This window comes from Mesorhizobium sp. M7A.F.Ca.CA.001.04.2.1, from assembly GCF_003998485.1.
GTDB lineage: Bacteria > Pseudomonadota > Alphaproteobacteria > Rhizobiales > Rhizobiaceae > Mesorhizobium > Mesorhizobium ciceri.
In genome coordinates, this window is record NZ_RZQT01000053.1 from 20,712 (window position 1) to 41,850 (window position 21,139).

The window sequence follows — 21,139 nt, forward strand, 5'->3', positions numbered from 1 at the left end:
CCTCTATTGGCGCAACACGTCAGCGGCCCTTTGGTGCAGATACATCCCATCAAAATCCCCGGCGCGAACGAGCCCTGACCAGTCGGTTGCATGAAAATGCGAGCCCACGGTGGATATCAGGCCGTCGCGTCTAAGATCCTGAAGAACTCGGTTCACGTGTACGGTGGAAAGGCCGAGCGCATCACCAAGCGCAGCCTGCGTTATCGGAAGGCGGGCCACATGATCTTCTATGCGGCCGACTGCGCGGAGGCGGACAATAAGTTCGCACAAAATATGAGCCATGCCAGTATAGGCGTCGCGTCTTCCGACGTTGGTGACCCACTCTCGATAGATCGCCGCATCGACAAGCGTCGAGCGCCAAAACACTGTGGTTATCGAAGGGTGCTGGTCGCAAATAGAGCGAAGAGCGTCGTGCCGCATGAAGCCCACCCGAGAGGGCATTAGAGCCGTAAAGGTGCAATCCATGACCGACAGATGCAGTCCATGAAGGTCGGGAATGTCGCCGGGAACAAAAAAGGAGGTGATTTGGCGTTTGCCGTCGCCTGTCATTTTGGTCGAGCCTATCATGCCGTCAAGAACAACAAACGAAAGCGTCGGCTGGTCGCCATCGCGCAGAATGTCTGCGTTGGCCTGATATTGCTTCTCCTCAATCCGGGCATTTCCCAAAATTGCAATATCTGGTTCTGCGAGTTCCGAGATGGTCTGGAGCTTGCGGATCAAAATGTTCGAGGAAGGAACCTGCGCCATGAAGAACCTGTTGGGGTTGGCGCCCAACTTACAGCGGGCGCTAATGTTCCGCCGCGCTGCCCAGAGCAGACGGCCCGTGGCCAGCCAGCGCGACCGACCTGCTTTCTTGCCAGCGTCGAGACGTCACTATCATAGTTGATTGTGGCTGCCGCTGACCTTGCGTAAGGGACATCCATCGCAATCGTCTAACAAGGAAATGGTATGTTGTATCCGGGCCGATTTTTGGAGCCGAGCGATGTTGAGATGCTGGCCCACGTTTGTCACACGGTCTGCAACGAGCGCGGCGTACCTCTCGCTTCGGAGAGAGGAGAGCGCATAGCTGCGCACGTGCTCAGGCTGTTCATGAACGGCTTGACTGGGCCGAATGAACTGCTTGACGCTGAGAGGAACTGGGCTAGGCGGCCTGACCTTCCGGTCGAGCAGATTGATATCAACTACACAGGTATGAGAAAGGCCGCGTGATCCAGTTTGGTTTTTGCAGCCGAACACCGGCACTTGGGGAGATGCCGCGTGACCGGGAACAAACCTTGCTTTTGAGAGTTTGTAGAGCCGTTTCAGCGGACGACTGACCGAAATGCTCCTCGCCGTGAAGAGTGCCATCTCGAGGGCCGTTTTGGCTGGCAGGCGTGCCAGTGCGAAGTGTTCGGTGTGGTTGACCTCACGACCAAAGCGGGTGCCAAAATCGCTCCCATCACCTTGGGAATGGCCATTCAATTCGTGGCGAACGCATCGGTGCTGGATACGACGTTCGCCGAGCCATGGTCTTCTACGGCGAACCGGCGACGCCGAGCCTAAGGGCGAGAGAGTGCGAACGCTTATGGGCGCAGTTTGGCGGCGCGCTCCTGCGACCGTAATCCCACCATCTTCCGGACGATGTATGTCCGAACAGGCACATTCTTCCTTCGGGGTGGCCGACCTTCCGCGCTGTGTTTGGATGACCATGAGCGCCCATGGATGGTCTGATGACAGCGCACAGACCCAAGAAGGTCGCGCCCGTTACTACCCGCTTTGTACGCTTCTGGTACTTGTCTTTTTCAAAAAGTGCGCCACAGAATAGACGATTGAGGTTCTGTCTCTCTGGGAGGATGGGATGGACATTCAAACACCTGTCCGGCCTGCGCAGACGACGGCCAAGGAGCTGGTTCGAGAGATCCTTTTGGGCCCTCACCGGGCGCCATCATTTCCGTGAAAGCAACCATTACAGCAGTGCGCGCGCGCGGCCTTTATCTCCATGAGACGGACTGCCAGTTGGTCGCGATGATCGTCGATTGTGCCACGAAACGGGAGCTTTTCGTTGCGTTCGACGTGCGCGAATCCTGATGCCCCTTCGTTGTTTCAACCCGCCTGTCTACGTCAAGACCGACAGACCGGGATTCCGCCTTGGGATCAGCCGTATCGACACTGCCGCCGAGGAACTACTGAAGTGGTCCAACCGTGGCCCCAAATGGCGACTGGCGGCGGAGGCCTGCCTGACGGCGATGGATGGCAAGATGCCGACCAACGACTTCCGTGTACTCTTCGAGGATGCGGCTGAGGAGGAGGAAATGCTGCTGCCCGATTAGCAATGTTAGGGGCGTCGAGGAACATTCGCAGCCGGCCACCGTTGCATGCCCGGATACCAACGAGCGAAGCTGGCGTCGAATGAACTCAGGTGCCGTCCTGGTCGTGGAGGATGAGAGCCTTATCCTCCTGGATATCGAACACTCGCTGCGTGAAGCCGGGTTCGAGGTGATTGCCGTCTATAAAGGGGACAATGCCATCGCGACCTTTGATCGTAACCCGGATCGTGTCGCAGCCCTCCTGACCGATATAAGGATCGGAGAAGGCCCCACTGGCTGGGACGTCGCCCGTCACATGCGGACCGTCAACCCCAGTTTGCCAGTCATTTACATGAGTGGCGATGGTGCGGAGGACTGGCCGTCACTTGGAGTGCCAAACAGCCTCATGATAACCAAGCCGTTCGTTATGCCCCAGATCATCACGGGCCTCGCAAACCTTCTCAATTCACAAGCAGGGCTGGCAGCTCCTGGCTGACGTGCCCCCCAGTCACACGATCCCCTCGCTCAGACATTTGCATCAGACATTCCGATCTCCTAAATTAGCCGCGTGGTGCAACTGCGATACGGCTTAAGGCAAGACTCGGACGAGAGCTGGACGGTATTCGACGTGTTTACCGGCCAGCCAGCCGATGCATGGGGGGCACCGGCGGAATATTTGGATCAGGAATACGCCGAAGATCTGGTAGGCATACTGAATGCCGAAGACCTCAAGCGTCGATTGTCGCGAGGGAGGGTCGTATGATGGCAACCCACTGGTTCACCCCCGGTTCCCGTCATCGGGGGGCGACCCGGCATGACCTACAACGTCAACAGCGTGGAGGTCGCTTCCGAATATCTGGTGAAATGGACAAAGCGTGGCCCTAAGTGGAACCAAGCTGTCCGCGCCTGCATGGCCGCTATGGCCGGTGAGGCGACGGCTCAAGAGGCGCGGAGGTGCTTCGAGGAGGGGCAGTTCCGAGCTGCTCATGAAAAGACTGACTAGCCCGCCACCCCGTCGACACCTGCGGGCAGCATTACCGGATGGGTAGCTCGCTGAAGACCAAGCCAGATACAAACGTGGCGGAGTTCACGGGCCGGACCTAAGTCCCGCCGCCAAAACGCATTGGTCCGAGCTTGGCTTCCGGTAAGGAACTGTCTCGGGAGATCGATGTTGCGTGGGCGGCCACAGCTACGTCCCTCCCCGCGGTCGTCGGTTCGCACGGGGGGCGAACCCTAGCCTTGAAAGGGATTGTAGCGTGGGATGGACCTATGACTACCCAATCTTCTACAACCGTCACGGGGCTTACCCTGACCGCAGTTTGCCGGATGGATCAAACTCCCCACAAAGGACTTTCAATGCCCATACCTGAGGAGTTGGGAGATGCGGAGCTCGTTTTCGACTGCCCCAAATGCTGCCATCCTATTGTAAGGCGAGGATCATGGTTCAAGGTAATATCCATGTTTCGTTGCGAGGCCTGCAATGCCAAGATTCGTCTCGGCTACCCAGACAAGCTGGTGTTGTTCGAACGGCATCGCCATCTGATAAAAATCCCACCAGCGGATGCATCCGCTTTTTGAATGAGACCGTAGCTCCGCGGACCTACTCTGGAATTCCGGCGTCGAAGTGAGCGATGGCTTCGACGAAAATGCGGTAAAGGCTATCCACATCCTCATCCAGCTCTATTCTCTTGATGCCGACCGCTTTGGCGTCGGCTAGCAGCTTGTGGGTGAGTTCACCGATTGAGACCGCGTCGGGAGGCGCCGTCTCTGGGATGTCGTTAGCAATCCACTTGTGCAGAAAGTTGATGCCGCGTGTGCTCATCTAAAGTTCCACGAGCCGCGAAGAGCACAGAACGCAAGCACAGCGACAGCGGCCGAGATCAGAATTCCTTTCGGGTTCTGCCACCTTGGTGGAGGGCGAGGTACTAGTTTCTCGGCATGATCGCTCATATCGAGACAAGCTACGCCGGGAGATTAGGTTCCGCTTATCTTTGACGCGTTCGGTCATCGGCAGGGCTGCCGAAGAGGCAAGCTGGACAAGAAAACCGCAGCTAGTCGGCTTTGTGCCTACCGCTTAACCTTTGTTATTGCAGTGGTGCTGCCCTGCGGTATTTACGCTGCGCCGCTGCGTCCTATGATCGGTCAGCGAGAGCTTCCGAAACTTGAGCACGTGAAGGAATGGACCTATTTTGGGTGATGCCGATGCTGGTCATTGTCCACCTTTCGAGTGTCGCGAACGCCGCAGATCAACAGGATGGATTTGATCGTGAAAGGAAGCCGACCGAGTATTTCGTTGTTGGATTTCGACATACTCTCCCGGGCTCTTACGTCAGCCGTCCGGGATAGCCCGGACTCCAATTGGAAGGTCCAGGCGCGCGAGCTTGTGCGCCTCTACACCGGCAAAAAGTCAGCCGACGAAAATTTGATCGCAGCATTGGTTCATGCCAGTCGCGCCCAGTTGGACTTGGAGGAATCCAAGGCCGGTCGGCCCGGCAAGATTGATTGAATACCTCCACTTGCTCGACGTGCTTTATCACCGGATTCTGGATGGCGTTTCTAATGCAAGGCTAGAAATGCAGCGCGACGGAATTTGACCTCACAACGCCTCACCTCAGCTCAAAACACGCTCAGCACCAGCGGGTGCTGCATGGAATAGTTCCGGCAAATCGAAGTTCGGCTCCGAACGGAGACGGACATGGCAGTGACCCAACGTGCCAACGACAATCGAATGCCAGAAAAGAAGCCGTTTGGCCGCGCGGGGGAGATGTCGCGCGAGCAGGCGGAGGAAGCAGTCAGGTCGCGACGAAGGTACAAGATGGCGAGACGGGCACGGGAGTCGAAGCGAGGCTCGGCCATGCCTCGCATCGTTGCTGTCAGAAGCCAAGACTAGGCCGTTGCCGCTTCCGCTGGTCAGGCAAAATGAAGACGGGCAGGCCGGGGCGTCAGAATGTCGGTTTAGTACAAACCCGAGCTCGGTACGTTTCCAACTCTGACATTTCTTCCAAGTCTTTTGTAATCACGGTGGCGGGGGCTCGCCGTGCATCGATTCGCATTCTCCTATGATTGTCGCGCCAAGAGGCGTAGCGTCACAAGATCGTCTGCACGTTTTTACGGGCGCGGACGGCAAGGAGATTGGAAAGCTCTTGCCCCAGGCGGGATTGAGCCATGACCAATCCAAAGAACAATTCCTATAAAAACGGATTGCTGTGTCGGCTCAACCCCGATGACCTAGCGCTTCTGCAGCCACACCTTGAGCCATGTGCCCTCAATTTGAGAATGAATCTGGAGCAAGCCGCTTCGGAGATCACTACGATGTACTTCCTGGAGGACGGCATCGGTTCTGTGGTTGCGAGGACCTTGGGGAGGGAAGCCGAGGTTGCGCTTATCGGTTTTGAGGGAATGACTGGTGCGGCGCTCGTGATGGGGGCTGACTATGCCGCGCATGAATGTTTTGTCCAGCTGCCCGGCAACGCTTTCAGGATCGGAGCTGAGCCATTCAAGGCGGCACTCTCGAACAGCCCGACGCTGCGCCTCTTACTCTTGCGCTATGTCCAGTATCTCAACATCCAGACCAGCTATACGGCGCTGATCAACGCGCGCGCAAACCTTGAAGAGCGTTTGGCGCGATGGCTTCTAATGTGTGATGATCGGGTCCACGGTGGACGCGTTGTGATCACCCATGAGTTTCTAGCCCTCATGCTGGGCTCGAGGCGTCCGGGAGTTACCGTTGGGCTTCAGGTGCTGGAAGGACGCGGGTTCATCTATTCCCGACGTGGCGAAGTGCGTATCCGGGACCGCAGCGGCCTTCTGGCATCTGCAAATGGCACCTACGGTCAGCCGGAGGCAGACTACGTGAGGCTGCTTGGAGACATCCGCTCGTCTCCAGACCTGACTTAGATCATTGGGGAGCACAACCGGTTGCCATTAGAGATCATCTCGCAATCCGGCGCTTCAGATCGACATCCTTCAGGGAGATCAACGTCGTTGGCATACTATACCTTGGCCTTACGCCACCCAGCCCACCACGCTTCCCATTCCAAGCAGAACCATCTCTCCCCTCGAGGTTGCATGGAAAATCACCAGCACAGATTCAACTGTCATATTGAGCGAGGGATCGTGGAGAGTTTGGGATTGCGTCGCCAATAGGCCGGCGTCGCCAATACCCGGCAAGGTTAGGCGGTGGCGACCTTCTCGGGTGCACTGCCCACACGGCCGAAGCGGCGGCACACGTCCTGACGAGATTGCCAGGGCGGACTTGATGCCGTCGCTATCCGCATAGCGGGCATTGTCAGATCTGCGGGGACCTGATCGATCTCCGCCTACGCCCGCAGCAGTGGGCAATTAGGTGATCAATAAACGAACGTGCTACATCGGGCTGACTTTTCCCATTCCCAACGCCTCAGCGACATCGAGCTTTCGCGTGCGATCCGTGCCAACCTTATGCGCCAGCGGGCGTGTCTTGCTTGACGAGCTTGCTTGCGTCCGCATGGAAGTCAGAGACGCCTCTGCTGTTCGCTACCATCTACGGTCGGACTTTGCAGAAGCTTCGCTTCAAGCACTAGCGACGCCCAAGGCCCCCCAAATCAAGCCGTCCTGTAAAGGCTGAAGTGTCTGTCCCACGACCAGGGAACATGTCTCTGAAATGGAAGTTCGGGACGCGATTGGTAAGGAAATCTCCTTGAAAAAGCCGAGCAAAGCCCCGCCACCGATTTCGAGACCCGGTGCCGGGCCACCTGCGATCAAATCTTTTGGTAGCGCTGGAACCTGTTTCTGAAATCCAAGTTAAGTTCAGCTTGGTTATCAATCCCCACCAAGCGTAGGCGAGCAAGGCCCGTCGCTGTTGTTGTGTGCTCAGCGGCGGGCTTACTTCATTTAACATCACGATTTCGCCTCACGGATCGCCCGCAAAGTCGCGTGGCCTAGCTTGTCCTCTCGCTTCAAGGTCTTCACACGTCCGACAAGGTCGACGGTGGTGGGGATAACGCTGATTCTGGCGTCGGCAGTTTGAGTTACGCGACCTGATGCCGCTCTCCCAGAAACTATCTTCGGTTGAGCCAGGGCGTTGGTTCATCGTTGCCGCCCACTATCGGTGCGAAGGTTGCCAGCGTTTACACCGCCTTCCTTATCCAGAAAAGGTGGAACTGTTCGAAAGATACGCCCAAGGGTGTGAAGACGGGCTCGGCAGCATCGACAGTGGGCCCGCACCGCTTGGGTGAGGACCGATGCGGGCCCGGCCAAGGGTTGCCTTTCCTTGGCCAGCAGCGTGCGGGGCGCTGCCGCCAAGAACTGAACATGAGTAATAAGGTTCCGCTGATACAAAAAAGCCCGCCAGCCGTCAGGCCAGTGGGCAGTTCTCATGGGGAAAGCACCGAATGGGAACAGTGCAACGACCGAATCTCGACAGCGCGGTTTTTGTTCCACCGTCCGCGAACAGACCTAGCGTCGTTGCCTTGGTAAACCCGTACGGCAACCCTTCCGACCTTTCGATTTTTGCCCGATGGCTCGCTATCTCTGCGGCCCTGTCACCTCAAGGTTTAGGCGTGACGCGCTTGGGAGGAGCCATGGCTGACACCGAGATCAATCAAAACGAGGCGCGAAAGCGGCCCTTCCCCCTGCCCTGAACCGTGGGGTGCGTATCTTGGACATCGTCGCGAGATCACGAACTCCCAACGCTATCGGATCTGGCTCGCGAGCTTGGAATCGCGCGTTCTTCCGCGCATGCGCTATGTTCGACGCTCGGCGTACACTTGGAGCTCTTGATACGCCGCGGCGACCAGACCTTCCAGTTAGGCCCCCCGTCATGCGATGGTCGAACGCCTTTGCCCAGCAATCCGACGTGGCGACGGAGTTGGCGAGACGGAGTTGCCCGGGGGCAACAATTATCCTTTCGGTGCTCGAAGGGAGAGAGGTCTTCTATCTCGCCGCACGCAATTCGAGCGTTAGCCATTCGCTGATCCAGTTCCGTCCAGGAATGCGTTTGCCCGCAGCCTTTACGGCCACCGGCAAAGCCTTTCTCAGCCAGATGAGCGATTTCGAAGTACGGCGGCTCTATGCCGATGGTCTTCCCGAGCCTCGAACACAGAAAGCGTGCAAACTATTGACGACCTCATTGCTGAAATGCGCGATATCCGCACGAATGGCTTCAACTGCGACGACCAGCAGGTTGCGGACGGGATCATCTGCTTTGGGGCCCCGGTGCTGAATTCCCTTGACCGCCCAATCGCGGCGATGGCCGGGGCAATCGTTTGACGCATTGCGGAAGCCGAACTAGCCGCTTCATTAATCACAGGCATTCGAGGCTTGGCCCAAGGGCTCACGAGCAGCTTGCCTTCGCCGCAACCTGGTCCCCTCAGGGAACAAACAGATCGAGCTCCAGTTTGGCCTTCCAAGCAAGCAGGTGCGATAGATGGAGCACGCCATGAGACATTCACACGTCACGACGGCCGCGGCCGCTTTCATAGCTCTGACCTTCCCCGCGTTGGCCCAGACAAGCGGAACACCGGCCCCCTCGACACCCGCACCCCCTCCGGCCACCGAACAGCCGGTCGGCGGGCAGTTGCCGGATATCAACCGACAAGCGGACGGACCAACACGCGAAATGATCCGCCAGATGGTTGAGCAAGCGGTCCGGGAGAGAATGAAGCAGGATCGCGGTTCTGAGGAAGGTTTCCGCGATGAGGAAGATCGCTACATGAACCAGGACGGCCACATCAAGGATGCTGACCGCCCCGATGAATCTAGCCGTCATGGCGACCATTGGCTAAATCGTGGCGACTGGGGCAGAGGACACAGAATGGCTCGACACCGTGGTCACCAAATGATGCGCGGTGCCGGCATGCGACTGGTGTTTGGACTGTTGGACACGGATGGCGACGGTTCATTGTCCCAGAACGAGGTTGAAGGCGGGGTCGGCAGGATCTTCAGCAACATCGACGAGAATGGTGATGGCAAGATCGATCTGGACGAAATCCAGTCCTTCATGCACGGCTCCAACATGCATGGCCGAAACAGCGAAGACATGCCGTAGCTGTTTAGAGGTGAGGACTTACTTCAGACGGAGCGGCGAGCGGGCGGCGTCGAGCGCGAGCGGGTGGAAGTAATGGCGTTGCGCTATCGGGCGCGACGTGCCAAGGGGTTGATCCTTCAAAGCCATGGAAAGCCGAATCAATCCTACTTTGTCCATGAGCACCCGCAATTTGGGCTGCCGCGCGACCCAGAAAGTTCGAAAAGCTTCCAGGAACCCCAGGGGAATTGGCGGCGACATTGCGGCCCCACGGATAACGCAGCGAACGTCGGCGAAAAAGCGGCCAATGTCGTCGGCAATGTCCGAATGACTGTCGGCTGCAGTGTCGTGGGAACGAAAAAAGAAACTTTCGTGTGCGATTTTTGCACACGGTTCCCGCAATTATCTGAAAGGCTCTTCCGGAAATCTGCCAATTCGGGAGCACCCTCCCGAATGGCGGCTTCTGCCGTCGAGGTAGAAATGACGTCATGTCGCCTTTTTCTGGATTCGACATATTGCTCGACCAGCATTGCAGACCTCTTGCAGCAATCTTATCTGTAAACATCGGGTTTCTCAGGCGGCCGAGGCCGCATTCGTCGGCGGCGCCATACTTCAATTGGTGAACCCGCGACACGAGCGTTAGCTCGTGGCCAAAGCTGCTGTCGGGTATTTTGTTCCGGATAGCCGAGGCTTGGCAATTCCCAGCATTTCTGCTGAAGTTGGCGTTTTGGAGCGGGGTGGAGATGGTTCGGAATTTCTGTTGAATGCCCTGCGCGACGTCCGCCTGACGCTGATGTGACCTAATATCGTTCTTTGCCGACACCCTTGCTGTCTCTGTGGGATCATGGTCTCCGGCAAGTGACGCCGCCAACCCGGTAACCGTGAGCCCCGGACCGAAATAAGGTCATGGTTGTCGGGGCGTGTGTTTTGTCACGGCCTTCGACGATGGATAATTTCTTCAATAAGTTTCGCGTCGGCTTCGTGTTCCGCGGCCCGCGTAGCCATTTGGCTGGCCAAGCTATGTCTTTCCCGAGCGGCTTCTCGTTGCGCCGTCCGTTTCGCCAACTCGGCCCGCTGCTGGTGCGCTCTTAGAAGGCTCCAAAGGGCCTGTTCCGCATCGTCCGCCTGGGCCTGCATCAAAACGTCCGCTCCGAATGCATGTCCAGTGTGACAACGGTAACGGGTAATCGGCCCGTCTTCGATCTCCCAAAGCGGTCCGTGACATTCGGGGCAGACAAATGGCGAGGGGATGCCAAGCTGGCGTTCTGTCTGTTCCATTGTGCTGTGCTCCTGAGCAGCAATCGCAGCCTCAAGGCGGATGACAGGCGGGATTTCTGGTGTCGGCCCTGCGAGTTCGGACGCAAGCCTGCGCAACAGGCCAGCCATTTCGGACAGGGCGACGCAATGGTCGACTTCCACATTCTGCAAGGCGCTCAGCGGCATATCGGGTACTGCAGCGTCGTCGGGATCTTGAACCACGCTGACCCCTCCGCAAATCTTGATGGCGCGCAAGCCGGCGGTCCCGTCGGAGAGGCTGCCCGTGAGCACGACACCAATCACGCTGCCGCCAAAGCTGCAGGCCGCTGATCGAAAAAGGGGATCGATGGCAGGGCGCGCCAAATTCTCCCGCGGCCCGCGCCGCAGCAGCATGTGATCATCATGTAAAAGCAGGTGAGCTCCGGGCGGTGCAACGAAGATATGCCCGTTTTTAACCTTCGTGCCGCTGGCGGCATTCGCTACGGGCATGTTGGCAGCGCGACCGAGAATGTCGCCGAGGTAACTCGTGAGACCGACGTGCTGTACGATGAGGAGGGCCGCCGGAATGTCCGGCGAAATATCCCGGACAAGTCTCTTCAGCGCGTCGAGGCCCCCCGCCGAGGCTCCGATTGCGACAATGCACCGGTTCTCGCAACCGTAGGCACGGACCTTCTCCGACTGCCCCGCATGTTCCGACTCTGATCGTGGTGCGGCGGTGGCCATATGTGCTTCACCCACTCAGCAAATAGCGAGCACTCCGGCCAGTCCGCTGCTGCCAGTCGGATGCCCCTGCTTTCGTCGTTAGCTTCCTGACCCGAACATAGTTGCCCGCAATGAGGTCAGTCCAAACTAACGCTTACGTGCGCGTTTGACAGCAGCCTCGGCCACGGCCGGGGCCTCCTGAATGCTTGCCGCGCCGCCAAAATCCGCGTTCTTGGTTCGGCCAGCTCCCGGACCGGCACCTAGATCAGCGCCCGTGATCGGATCGGACGCCGGATCAGAAAGAGTACGGTCGGCCATCTTGGCCACCACCTTCATGTCTCTGGCGCCCATTTTGACGGTTGCCAAGCCGTCTCCGCCGTCGACGGGCATCACCTCTTCAAGGTCATCGATCCGATCCCACTCTTCGCCGGAATTCCATGGACCATTGGTATCGCCGTCACCTTGAGAGGTGTTGACGTACATGCTGGCGTACCTCTCGATGCCCGGGAGCTTGCCTGACGGGAAATTGTTTTCGATGGCGTAGAGTGCTTTCTCAAACGACTTTTGATGAGCGATCTCGCGTGTCATCAGGAAGCCGAGCGCGTCCTTGATGCCCGGATCATCGGTGATGTTGATGAGGCGTTCGTAAACGATCTTGGCGCGCGCTTCAGCGGCGATGTTCGACCGCAAATCCACGGTAGGTTCACCGCGTGAGTCGACATAGGCCGCGGTCCAGGGAACGCCGGCTGAGTCGCACAGCGCGGGAGCACCGCCAAACAGGATGGATTCCTTGGCTGTCGTACCGCTGGCGCCGATCATCATATAAAGGTCCGCTTCTTTCATCTGGCCTTCGGCAAGTTGTGCCTTGAGCCCCTTGTTCAGCATGGTGACGATCGATCCCACCACCTCAAGGTGGCTGAGTTCTTCAGTGGCTATGTCGAGCAACATGTCGCGACGGCCAAGATCATCCTCGCCGAGGCCTTGCGTGAAATAGCGCATCGCCGCGGCAAGCTCACCATCGGCGCCACCGAATTGTTCCATGATCATGCAGGCCAGGCGGGGATTAGGCTCCGAAACGCGGACGGTGTATTGCAGGCGCTTGTTGTGCATGAACATTGGCAATCCTCCAGGGGGTTGGGTTGCCCAACATCCGCCTGCGAGGATTGTTCCATATTGCATCGAGTGACGCAGTGGCCGATCCGCGAGGCCATGGCGCGCTAGGGGTTAAATTCGTGTCGGGACGCACATCAATGAGCGCCTCCAGATGGGAAAAAGACTGGTCGCGCACGTTTTTTCCTCCGGGTACTGGAACGAACATGTTGTCGGGACTAACCCACGATGAAAGCGGCGAAAAACTGCTGAGGCTCTGCATTCGTCTGCAGGTCACAGCGATGGGATGACAGATCCCGAATGGCCACAGCAAAGTCCGGCGCCAGGCATCTCTTGCGAAGTTTTGCAATCGCAGAACAATCGCGTCAAACCACAGTTCGAGCCAGGCAGCGGAGCTGCAAGATTGGTGACCCGATCCCCGCGTGAGCCCTCCCACGGCGTAGGCGCTTGATCACCAGCAGGCGATATAATCGAGGCGATAGCATCGATGGGCAAGAAGGCCAAGCAGAACACCGCGTCTCGGACGGATCGCGAAAGGGCCATCGAAGCGAACTACTTTGCCCGAAAGTGCGGCCTCACCAAGGACGAGGCACTCAAGATTCTCAGGTCGCAGGATCGATGAAGAAGCGAAACGGCGGTCGGGCGGCCGGTAGGAGCAATCGTCGCTCGATCGTCGCAACCGATGGCGGCGGATGATCTAGTTCACCCCGACACACCTTTTCAACAATCCGCTTCAACCATCCGGGCATGCCGCGGGCCGGGTCCCGTTTAGACCGGCAGAGGCAGCCGAGCGACCATTGTGGCTTGCAATATGTGCCGAAAAGCGCGCGATCTGGTCTCACAGCAGCTTGCCCACAAAACGCTGAAGAGGTCGTTCCGGCGCCGCGGCCCCCGACCGCCGTCTTATCAACATTGATCGGCGAAAGCGTGACCAGCAATCGACTTCGATAGGCGAGAACGCCGGTTAAGGCGCGGCAGGCGGCTTGACAAGCGGCCGCGAGGCTGGCCAGGCGCAGAGGCGACATGGCGCCGGTTGTGCCGACCAGAACGGAGCGAGATCACGGTCCTTGCTCGTGTTCCCACCATGTCTTTGAGGGCGAGGAACAACCGATGGCCTTGGTTGTTAGAGCTGCATATGCCGCGAAGCATTGAACTCGAAGTGGGACATGGAGATGGCGACGAAGAAAAGCGCCCAGAGCAGCACAAAGGGCCTGGAAGATCTATTTTACGAAGCCTTGAAGGACATATACTACGCGGAGCGCAAGATCTTAAGTGCCCTCAAGAAAATGGCCAGGGGTGCCGAATCGCAAGAGTTGACCGCCGCGTTCGAGAAGCACCGCGACGAGACTGAGGGTCAGGTTGAGCGGCTGCAGCAGGTGTTCGTGATTTTCGGCAAGCGCGCGCAGGGCAAGACCTGTCCCGCGATCGACGGCATCATTGAGGAGGGCGGGGAGATACTGGAGGAGTTCCAGGCGGCGCCGGCCCTCGACGCCGGGCTTGTTGCCGCTGCCCAGGCCGTCGAGCATTATGAGGTCGCCCGTTATGGGACATTGGTAACCTGGGCAAGGCTGCTCGGCTTGAATGACGCGGTTCCGCTGCTGCAGCAGACGCTCGACGAAGAGAAGGCAACGGACGAGGCGTTGACGCAGCTTGGAGAAACCAGCGTAAATGAAAGGGCGCTGCAAGATGCCGCCTAGATCTAGCTGAACGCGTTGGGCGGGAGGGAGATCGAGTCCATCGACACCGTCGATCAGGTTGGCTGGCGCTGCGTGCATGAGCAAAATAGTGGATACGGTCGTTGCACTGAACCGTCCGAGGCGGTCATTCCTGCGCGAACAACTCGCCTTGCCCATGAATGGTTGCAGGAACATCCGTGGCAGCTTGGGATCAGCGCCCATGGTAGAAACCAAAGGAACAATCAACCCGAGCTTCCGCTCGATATCGTTGCTCGAAACTGTCGGAGCTCTGGCCGGACGCGCCAGCAGCGCCGCGACGCTCGCTTCCATCTGCCCTCGGCGAGGCGCGCGGAATCGCTCGATCGTGCGGCCCGATCGCAGCGACACCGCTGTTTCGTCCGGCTCCGCGTGCAGACAGGATGAGGCGCGACTGTCACTGCAGTTTTCAGGTGCCAGGTGAGGGTCCTCGTCACCGGCGCGTCGGGTCTGATCGGAGCTTCTCTTTGTGCGCGCCTGGCCGCCGATGGATATGAAATCGTTCGCGTACTGCATCGTGCCGGCGCCGCGCCCTTCAGAGGCTTGCCGCCTGTCTTGCTCGACATGGCAAAGGCGCTGCAGACGCAGGACTGGAGCCCGCATCTGATAGGCATCGACGCGGTCGTCAACTGCGCCGGTGTGCTGCAGGACAGCGCGCAAGAAAGCACTGGCGGTGTGCATGCGGGTGGCGCATCGGCACTCTTTGCCGCCTGTGAGCAGGCGGGCGTGAGAAAAGTCATTCACTTCTCGGCAATCGGGGTCGATCGGCTGCAGCCGTCCGCCTTCTCGGCCACCAAGCTGGCTGGCGACCAGGCGTTGATGGCGCGCGATTTGGACTGGGTCATCCTGCGCCCGTCGGTCGTGCTGGGCCGGCCGGCGTTCGGCGCCAGTGCGCTGTTTCGCGGACTGGCCGCATTGCCACTGTTGCCGGTGATGCCCAGCACGGGTCGGCTTCAGGTCGTACAGTTGGATGACGTGATCGCCACTGTCCTGCATTTTCTCCGGCCCGATAGCGCATCGCACCTTGCGCTTGACCTTGCCGGACCTGAAGCGCTGCCGATGAGGAAGGTGGTCGGCCTCTACCGCCGCTGGCTCGGGTCGAGACCGGCTGGAGAGTTCACTCTGCCCGGTAGCGTCGCGGCCGGCCTGTACCGGGTCGGCGATGCGGCGGCTCTGCTCGGCTGGCGCCCGCCGATGCGCAGCAATGCGGCCAAGGAAATCGTGCGGGGCGCTGTCGGCGACCCGCAGGCGTGGATCACAGCGACAGGGATCCAACCATCCAGCCTCGAAGCGGCGCTAAAGCTCAATCCCGCGACGGTGCAGGAGCGATGGTTCGCCCGTCTCTATTTCGTCAAGCCGGCGATCTTTACTGTCCTGCCCTTCTTCTGGATCATGACCGGCATCATTTCCCTGACCACCGGCTGGCGCCGCGGGGTCGACTTGCTGGTCGGCACGGCCATCGGTCCGCTGGCGGAACCGGCAGTCATCGCCGGAGCGCTGGCCGACATGGCGGTCGGCGCGTTGATCGCCTGGCGACCGACCAGTCGGCTGGGGCTGTTCGGGGCGATTGCGGTGGCTCTTTTCTATGCGATCGTGGGGACCATGCTGCGACCAGAACTGTGGAACGAGCCGCTCGGCCCATTCCTGAAGATCCTGCCGATCCTGGTTCTGCATTTTGTCGCGCTGGCGGTCCTGGAGGAACGCTGATGACCTACTTCATGCTCAAGTTCCTGCATGTCGTCGGCGCGGCCGTGCTGCTGGGCACCGGCGCCGGCATCGCCTTCTTCATGCTGCTCGCTCACCGGACCGGAAATTCCGCGACCATCGCGGCGGTCGCACGCATCGTCGTGATCGCCGATTTCATCTTCACTGCAACCGCCGTCGTCGCCCAACCTGTCACCGGTGCATTCCTCGCCTGGCATTCCGGCTATCCGCTGACCGAGGGGTGGATTGTGCTTTCGATCCTGCTCTACCTCATCACCGGCCTGTTCTGGCTTCCAGTCGTGTGGATGCAGATCGAGATGCGGAATCTCGCTATGCAGGCCACGGCAGAGAAGCAACCTCCACCACAGCGCTATGACACCTTGTTTCGGCTCTGGTTCGCCTTTGGCTTTCCTGCCTTCGCGGCAGTGCTCGCCATCTTCTGGCTGATGATTTCGCGACCTTCGATCGACTGGTTCGCCTTGTAGCACCGGACTTCGTCTCCCTCGTCACGGTCTGCAACATCGTTGCGCCTAACAAATGGGCGGCGATGGAGCCAGCCGCAGACTGCCTCGTTCCGTTCCTACATACCGGGTGGCTATGGTTGCACAGGTTCCCGGCCATCGCCCGAGCACCTCTGTGGCGGGAGGCTGACGGGACTTTGATTGCCGACGACACGTCTATCCACGTCGCCCGTGCACGGCTTCGAAATGCATCGTCGGCGACTTCGGTGGAAACTTGCGGCATTGCAGCCGAGCTTGTCGTCACCGAGCACGGCGCTCCCGCATGCCGCGGGGCCTCGATCGTGTTGCCGAGCGGTTCGGCGAGGTCGCCGTCCGGCCGCAGTCGAGATACGCGCCGTTTGACCACCGTCGACGAAGGCCACATCTACCGGCAGGCCTGAGCAAATCAGCGACCGCGTTTCCCGCAGTCGTTTCGTTCGGCGATCTCTGCTGCGGATCCATCGCCGGCGTGACCCGTGCCTTCACGGCTTCGCCCAACTCATCCGGGCTCTCCGGGATTATCGATTAATCAAGAGAATTGCAGCTTTGGAACGCCCGCTGCTCAAAGGTGGCGGGCTTTTTGTGCATTAGTGGAACCTGATATGTCGACGCAGGTTGGAAACGGCGGCAGCGTCCCCCGCTGCCGGGCCTAGGTCCCAAGCCTTGGCCGGGTCCGCCTCTGCCCGCCAGCAGGGGCGGACCCACTGCAACATGGCTCCGAAAATGAAGTTTGGATTGCGCTCGGTTTCCCTGGCCGAGCATACACCGGAGGCCCGTTACTGCTCCCTCAGTGGCGGGTTTTTCAATGGCAGGTTGGCCGGTGAAGCATCACGTCGCGGTTCTCAGGACCCGTAACGCTACCCTGAATTGCTGGATTCGTTGCCCTTGGCATCGCAGACCTTGCATATCAGATCGAGACGGGAGCCAGCACCAGAACGGGCGAACTCTGCCAGAATCTCGGTCAGCACTGCGGTGTCGGAAAGGTCCAAGACATAGCGAGCCATACCACATGAAGTCGAACAGACCAGAAAGGGTTGCTGTACGGTTTTCCAAAATGGCGCGAAGCTGATCACGGACGGTGGAACAAAATCGCGCTGTCAAACTTCGGCCGTTGCACTGTTCCCATTCAGTGCTTTCCCCATGAGAACTGCCCGCTGGCCTGGCGGCGGTAGGCGCTGGGCGCGGCTTTCCGCAGATGGTCTGATGAACCGGACCTTGAGCGCATCATTGTGAGCCACGGCGATGTCATCACGGACAAACTGCGCGATGCTCAAGCAGATCGCGAGATTTCGGGCATAGCGGAAAATCTCCGGATGGTGGCGCCGCAGCCAAGCCGCGTTATCTGTTATAAGTCATCAACTGACTGAAAGCGTGGGCAGCTATGTGCAACGACTATGAGCAGCATATCGCCTGGGCCGAATATTGCAGGATGAGGCAATTGCTGGCGCTCGACATTCCCACTTATCAAACCGAACTGGATCTGCCGCAGGCGGATGACATCCGCATCAGTGATCCCGCCCCGATCATGCGCGCCGCCGGCGACACGATCGAACTCACGCGCATGACCTTTGCCTTTCCGCCCTCCGGGCCCAAAGGCGGGCCGATCTTCAACTTCCGCTCGGAAGGACGGAACTTGTCCAACAGCAAGCGCTGCCTTATTCCGGCGTCGGCTTTCTTCGAATTCACGGGAAAGAAGTCTCCAAAGGCTAAGCATCGCTTCACGCTCAACGGCGCCTCGTTCATGGCGATCGCCGGCCTGTGGCGCGATGGCGAAGGCAACAAGCCCCCGACATTCGCAATGCTGACGACGGAACCCGGCCTGGACGTGGCGCCCATCCACAATCGCCAGATTGTGGTTCTGCGCCCGGATGATTGGGCGGCATGGATCCACCTCACGAAACCCGAGGTGGAGCTGTTGAAGGCCCTGCCGGCCGGGTCGCTGGCGGTAGAAACCGTGCGACAAGGAAGCGACTAGCTCAGATGCCGGTGCGTTTTGCGCAAACACGAAAGATTCTTGGCGGCTTGGCTGCGGCAATTGTGGCCCCTCGAGATCGCGGCTCTCGCCAAAGCGTCAGCACCTCGTTGTCACTGATTACCGAGTGGCCCCTTCCGCCATCAGCGACGCTTGGCTCGTCGGTGCGCACGAAAGGTATCGAGCGTGAAATACGTGCCCGCCTGCCTTGGGCGGTGAGGAAGTACGTCAAAGCCGAGACTGGTCGCATGACATTGCGGATGCGCGAAGACGATGCCGAAGAGTTCGAGGCCGCCTCGAACAAGATCGCCAAGGCACTGGAAACCATCGCAGTACTCCCGGTCCTGCCGCGCGAGGCCGAAGACATCCTTGCGATCTCTTCGCGTGAGCGTCACAAGTGGCTGAAAAACGGACGGCTGCAAAGCATTGGCACCCGCACCGTGAAGATGCGCGGTCGATCCAAGGCCGTCACCTTCCACGTGTTCGATCCCAAGCACATCGAAGACATCCTTGATCGTGATCTGCCAAGCCTTTGGCGTGAAGAGGACGCGCAGCAAGTTACAGAGAACAGGCGACGTGGCGCCGGCAAGGCTGCCCTGACGCGGGCGGGAAAGGGTAGCGAGAAGGGTCGCGGTGCCGGGAATAACCCCAGAGATGACGCTCCCCGGCCCAAGTTGAAGGGCTGGAACGCGTTCGACGACGAGGGCCTGCTCCGTTAAATCCGTCTAGCCATTCGCGTCCAGAATGAGCCCTGAGCGAAAGCTAACCGGGAGCCGAAACGATCTGCAGTCGCGATTGGCACGTCCCGAACCAATCCATGCTCATGGAGTTCTTCAAGCCGACAACCGCCCATTTTTGAGGATGGCAGATGTTCGACAACTTCGTGCTTGAAATGTTGGAAACCGAGGGCGGGCCGATAAGGCTTCGGCATGGCGGATCTGGGCCGCCTCTGCTTCTGATCCATGGCCATCCTCGCACGCATAGGACTTGGGGCCAGGTCGCCGACTTGCTGTCAGCAGATTTCTCCACGACCATACCCCAATCACTACCCGGAAGGAAAAATCATGGCTGTTTCCTATAGAAGGAATCGCTTGCCACGGTGGTGCAGGAAGTCGGCGATGTGAAGAATAGAGGCGCTTCGGCATTTTAAGGTGGATTAGGTCCTGACCGACAAATGGTGCTACATGGGCGATGAAGAATGCCCGCCCAGCGTACGTTGTCTACGCACCACCGCTGATCGGCCTTCCGTTCCTGGCTGTGATACTGGCTCTGGATGGGACGACCATCGCAACGCCCTTTGACACCGCAGATGAAGCGGCCGCCCACAACAAGGTGATGGCGGTTACAGGTGCGATACGGCAAAGCGGACTTGATAATCACAAATAGGAGAACCCGTCCATGAAACTGCTACGCATCACACCGATTGTCATTCTTGCCTGTGCCTTTGCCCTTGCGGCCTGCGCCAACACCGTCCGAGGCGTCGGCCGGGACGTCAAGGCAACGGCCAACGCAGTCGACGACACGGTCAACAAACCATGATGCAGAGGACCGTCACGGTTATCGAGAAGACAACGGGCCGCGTGATCGGAGCCCTGCCGATCGATCTTGCGCAGCAGGATCACGAGGCCTCCGATGATCAGTATTTCACCAAGGCGTTCGAAGCCGCCATGGACAGTGGCCTCATTCGTGAGTCCGACAAGCATGCGGTTGAATTCCGGCTTGAATAAAGTCGACGATGCAACCGCTTTTCTGTCGCGTATCGGGGCATTGTGGTTTGCATGGTTTTGCACCTCAGCCATCCAGCAGGGGTGAATCAACACACCGTCCAGTCCAACTATCCCCTAGGACAGCCCGCTGCGGCTATGAATGGAGCGGCCGGTTTGGCCCGGAGGTGAAGCAGCAGCCGCTGCTCAAAGCCACTCAGTAGAGCAAATCGGTGTATTGGTAGGCGAACACCCTCCCGTGCTCGCATCGGTCACCTCAAGAAAGTAGTTTCCGGATCGGTGTAGCGTCACGGGCATTTTCGTTGCCTGTGCGGCGGCCCAATAGGATGTCGGGGCCCCAGCTCGGTATTCCGCTATCGACCTGGCCCGCAGGATATTCTCGGATTTGATACCCCACGGTCAGCCCCAGGGTCCGAATCATCCATTAGAGATACCTAACATTTCCCTTTTGGCGAGGCGGGGTGTACTTTAGGTACCGCTGGGTGATCCTAGCGACCTACACTGCCCGCTGCCGAGAGGTGGCGGGCCTTTTTGTTTATGTGTGGAACACCGAAATCCAATGGGAGTTGGAATGCTGTCACCGTCCTTCCGTGGAGGCGATGATGGCCATGGACGTACAGCCGTGGTCGGCCCGCTCTCTGCTTCCTCACAGGGCGGGCCATCTCGCGGGTCGCTCACTGGCAATGACCTGGTGCACCATGCCGTCGACCTCAATACGCAAGTTCGAATACGACCCGGAAACCAGGGTTCTCTCAGTGTGGTTTGTAGCGAGTGGCAGGCAGTACGACTTTCTGGATGTACCGCCGGAGATCGTCGCCGATTTCAAATCTGCCTTTGCCAAGGGCCGCTATTTCAATGGTCGGATCCGCAACCAGTTCGCGTTCCGGCCCGTGGCAACCTCCGATTCCAGCGGTTCATGCTGAGGCAGATTGTGCCAAGCGACCTGGCGGAAATCGCGCATGTCGAACGGCTGGCCGCAGACCGGACAGGTCATGAAATTGTCGCGCTCGTCGGCAGGCTCGCCGCCGTGCTGCGTGCCGGGAATCGGCGGTCCAAGGTCGGATAGCTTCGTCATAACCATCAAACATTCAATTCGTCTAAAATGTTCCGGAACCATTTTAGCGCGCGCTAATTGAATCGCACTATGCGAGTCAGCGCATGCCTCTGAAG

Annotated in this window: 24 protein-coding genes and 1 pseudogene; 19 read left to right on the top strand and 6 right to left on the bottom strand. The window is 59.0% G+C overall.

The window, feature by feature from the left end; translation table 11 throughout:
• Window positions 1–3: 3 nt before the first annotated feature.
• Window positions 4–747 (bottom strand): Crp/Fnr family transcriptional regulator, encoded by a 744-nt coding sequence (locus EN955_RS18090; RefSeq protein ID WP_024505859.1) that lies wholly within the window; start codon window positions 745–747, stop codon window positions 4–6.
• A gap of 129 nt (window positions 748–876) precedes the next feature.
• Window positions 877–1,461: a hypothetical protein gene (locus EN955_RS35105; RefSeq protein ID WP_164753058.1), complete on the bottom strand. Its 585-nt coding sequence runs from the start codon at window positions 1,459–1,461 to the stop codon at window positions 877–879.
• Window positions 1,462–2,066: 605 nt separating this feature from the next.
• Here EN955_RS35105 and EN955_RS18110 point away from each other — a divergent pair.
• The 3 genes from EN955_RS18110 (at window position 2,067) to EN955_RS18125 (ending at window position 3,288) form a co-directional block, all read left to right on the top strand.
• Window positions 2,067–2,309 carry a DUF982 domain-containing protein gene (locus EN955_RS18110; RefSeq protein WP_024505860.1) on the top strand — a complete coding sequence of 81 codons (243 nt, stop codon included), beginning with the start codon at window positions 2,067–2,069 and terminating at the stop codon, window positions 2,307–2,309.
• Between the two features lie 79 nt (window positions 2,310–2,388).
• Window positions 2,389–2,781 carry a response regulator gene (locus tag EN955_RS18115; protein ID WP_024505861.1) on the top strand — a complete coding sequence of 131 codons (393 nt, stop codon included), beginning with the start codon at window positions 2,389–2,391 and terminating at the stop codon, window positions 2,779–2,781.
• A 300-nt stretch (window positions 2,782–3,081) separates the two neighbouring features.
• Window positions 3,082–3,288 carry a DUF982 domain-containing protein gene (locus EN955_RS18125; protein WP_255337286.1) on the top strand — a complete coding sequence of 69 codons (207 nt, stop codon included), beginning with the start codon at window positions 3,082–3,084 and terminating at the stop codon, window positions 3,286–3,288.
• Between the two features lie 597 nt (window positions 3,289–3,885).
• Here the strand turns inward: EN955_RS18125 and EN955_RS18135 are convergent.
• Window positions 3,886–4,107: a DUF768 domain-containing protein gene (locus tag EN955_RS18135; protein ID WP_013525056.1), complete on the bottom strand. Its 222-nt coding sequence runs from the start codon at window positions 4,105–4,107 to the stop codon at window positions 3,886–3,888.
• A 432-nt stretch (window positions 4,108–4,539) separates the two neighbouring features.
• Here EN955_RS18135 and EN955_RS18140 point away from each other — a divergent pair, with 432 nt between their 5' ends.
• From EN955_RS18140 to EN955_RS34835, 6 genes and pseudogenes are all read left to right on the top strand, one after another.
• Window positions 4,540–4,791, top strand: coding sequence for a hypothetical protein (locus tag EN955_RS18140; RefSeq protein WP_024505862.1), 252 nt, complete (start codon window positions 4,540–4,542; stop codon window positions 4,789–4,791).
• A 659-nt stretch (window positions 4,792–5,450) separates the two neighbouring features.
• Window positions 5,451–6,182 carry a Crp/Fnr family transcriptional regulator gene (locus EN955_RS18145; RefSeq protein ID WP_024505864.1) on the top strand — a complete coding sequence of 244 codons (732 nt, stop codon included), beginning with the start codon at window positions 5,451–5,453 and terminating at the stop codon, window positions 6,180–6,182.
• Window positions 6,183–8,339: 2,157 nt separating this feature from the next.
• Window positions 8,340–8,534: pseudogene (locus EN955_RS18160) on the top strand (IclR family transcriptional regulator C-terminal domain-containing protein); the annotation flags it as partial.
• Between the two features lie 169 nt (window positions 8,535–8,703).
• Window positions 8,704–9,312 (top strand): EF-hand domain-containing protein, encoded by a 609-nt coding sequence (locus EN955_RS18165; protein WP_032899840.1) that lies wholly within the window; start codon window positions 8,704–8,706, stop codon window positions 9,310–9,312.
• Between the two features lie 72 nt (window positions 9,313–9,384).
• Entirely contained in the window at window positions 9,385–9,849 is a 465-nt protein-coding gene (locus tag EN955_RS18170; protein ID WP_127219158.1) for a hypothetical protein, read from the top strand.
• 85 nt (window positions 9,850–9,934) lie between these two features.
• On the top strand, window positions 9,935–10,087 hold the full coding sequence (locus EN955_RS34835) for a hypothetical protein (RefSeq protein WP_155925010.1): 153 nt from the start codon (window positions 9,935–9,937) through the stop codon (window positions 10,085–10,087).
• A gap of 131 nt (window positions 10,088–10,218) precedes the next feature.
• On the opposite strand, the gene EN955_RS18175 is transcribed toward EN955_RS34835, so the two are convergent.
• Both EN955_RS18175 and EN955_RS18180 read right to left on the bottom strand, forming a co-directional pair.
• A complete protein-coding gene (locus EN955_RS18175) occupies window positions 10,219–11,268 on the bottom strand; it encodes a chemotaxis protein CheB (RefSeq protein ID WP_024505774.1) in 1,050 nt (349 codons plus the stop codon).
• 126 nt (window positions 11,269–11,394) lie between these two features.
• Window positions 11,395–12,363, bottom strand: coding sequence for a manganese catalase family protein (locus tag EN955_RS18180; RefSeq protein WP_024505775.1), 969 nt, complete (start codon window positions 12,361–12,363; stop codon window positions 11,395–11,397).
• 481 nt (window positions 12,364–12,844) lie between these two features.
• Here EN955_RS18180 and EN955_RS35895 point away from each other — a divergent pair, with 481 nt between their 5' ends.
• The 10 genes from EN955_RS35895 to EN955_RS18230 all read left to right on the top strand — a co-directional run bounded on the left by EN955_RS35895 (window position 12,845) and on the right by EN955_RS18230 (window position 20,892).
• Window positions 12,845–12,979: a hypothetical protein gene (locus EN955_RS35895; RefSeq protein WP_013525051.1), complete on the top strand. Its 135-nt coding sequence runs from the start codon at window positions 12,845–12,847 to the stop codon at window positions 12,977–12,979.
• Window positions 12,980–13,529: 550 nt separating this feature from the next.
• A complete protein-coding gene (locus EN955_RS18190; protein WP_024505776.1) occupies window positions 13,530–14,054 on the top strand; it encodes a ferritin-like domain-containing protein in 525 nt (174 codons plus the stop codon).
• A 435-nt stretch (window positions 14,055–14,489) separates the two neighbouring features.
• Window positions 14,490–15,776 carry an SDR family oxidoreductase gene (locus EN955_RS18195; RefSeq protein ID WP_024505777.1) on the top strand — a complete coding sequence of 429 codons (1,287 nt, stop codon included), beginning with the start codon at window positions 14,490–14,492 and terminating at the stop codon, window positions 15,774–15,776.
• On the top strand, window positions 15,776–16,258 hold the full coding sequence (locus tag EN955_RS18200) for a DUF2269 family protein (protein ID WP_024505778.1): 483 nt from the start codon (window positions 15,776–15,778) through the stop codon (window positions 16,256–16,258). The genes EN955_RS18195 and EN955_RS18200 overlap by 1 nt, the downstream gene beginning before the upstream one ends.
• A 173-nt stretch (window positions 16,259–16,431) precedes the next feature.
• The gene (locus EN955_RS35110) at window positions 16,432–16,674 is read left to right on the top strand and encodes a hypothetical protein (RefSeq protein ID WP_127219055.1); all 243 of its coding nucleotides are present in this window, start codon (window positions 16,432–16,434) and stop codon (window positions 16,672–16,674) included.
• 980 nt (window positions 16,675–17,654) lie between these two features.
• Entirely contained in the window at window positions 17,655–18,248 is a 594-nt protein-coding gene (locus EN955_RS18205) for an SOS response-associated peptidase family protein (protein WP_024505779.1), read from the top strand.
• A gap of 5 nt (window positions 18,249–18,253) precedes the next feature.
• Window positions 18,254–18,964, top strand: coding sequence for a hypothetical protein (locus tag EN955_RS18210; RefSeq protein ID WP_024505780.1), 711 nt, complete (start codon window positions 18,254–18,256; stop codon window positions 18,962–18,964).
• Between the two features lie 679 nt (window positions 18,965–19,643).
• The gene (locus EN955_RS18220) at window positions 19,644–19,784 is read left to right on the top strand and encodes an entericidin A/B family lipoprotein (RefSeq protein ID WP_032809501.1); all 141 of its coding nucleotides are present in this window, start codon (window positions 19,644–19,646) and stop codon (window positions 19,782–19,784) included.
• Window positions 19,781–19,972, top strand: coding sequence for a hypothetical protein (locus tag EN955_RS18225; RefSeq protein ID WP_013525035.1), 192 nt, complete (start codon window positions 19,781–19,783; stop codon window positions 19,970–19,972). The genes EN955_RS18220 and EN955_RS18225 overlap by 4 nt, the downstream gene beginning before the upstream one ends.
• 695 nt (window positions 19,973–20,667) lie before the next feature.
• On the top strand, window positions 20,668–20,892 hold the full coding sequence (locus EN955_RS18230) for a KTSC domain-containing protein (RefSeq protein WP_024505782.1): 225 nt from the start codon (window positions 20,668–20,670) through the stop codon (window positions 20,890–20,892).
• Here EN955_RS18230 and EN955_RS35115 read toward each other — a convergent pair.
• The coding region (locus tag EN955_RS35115) for a hypothetical protein (RefSeq protein WP_245462174.1) at window positions 20,817–21,139 on the bottom strand (323 nt) is incomplete at its 5' end. The two genes, EN955_RS18230 and EN955_RS35115, sit on opposite strands and share 76 nt — an antisense overlap.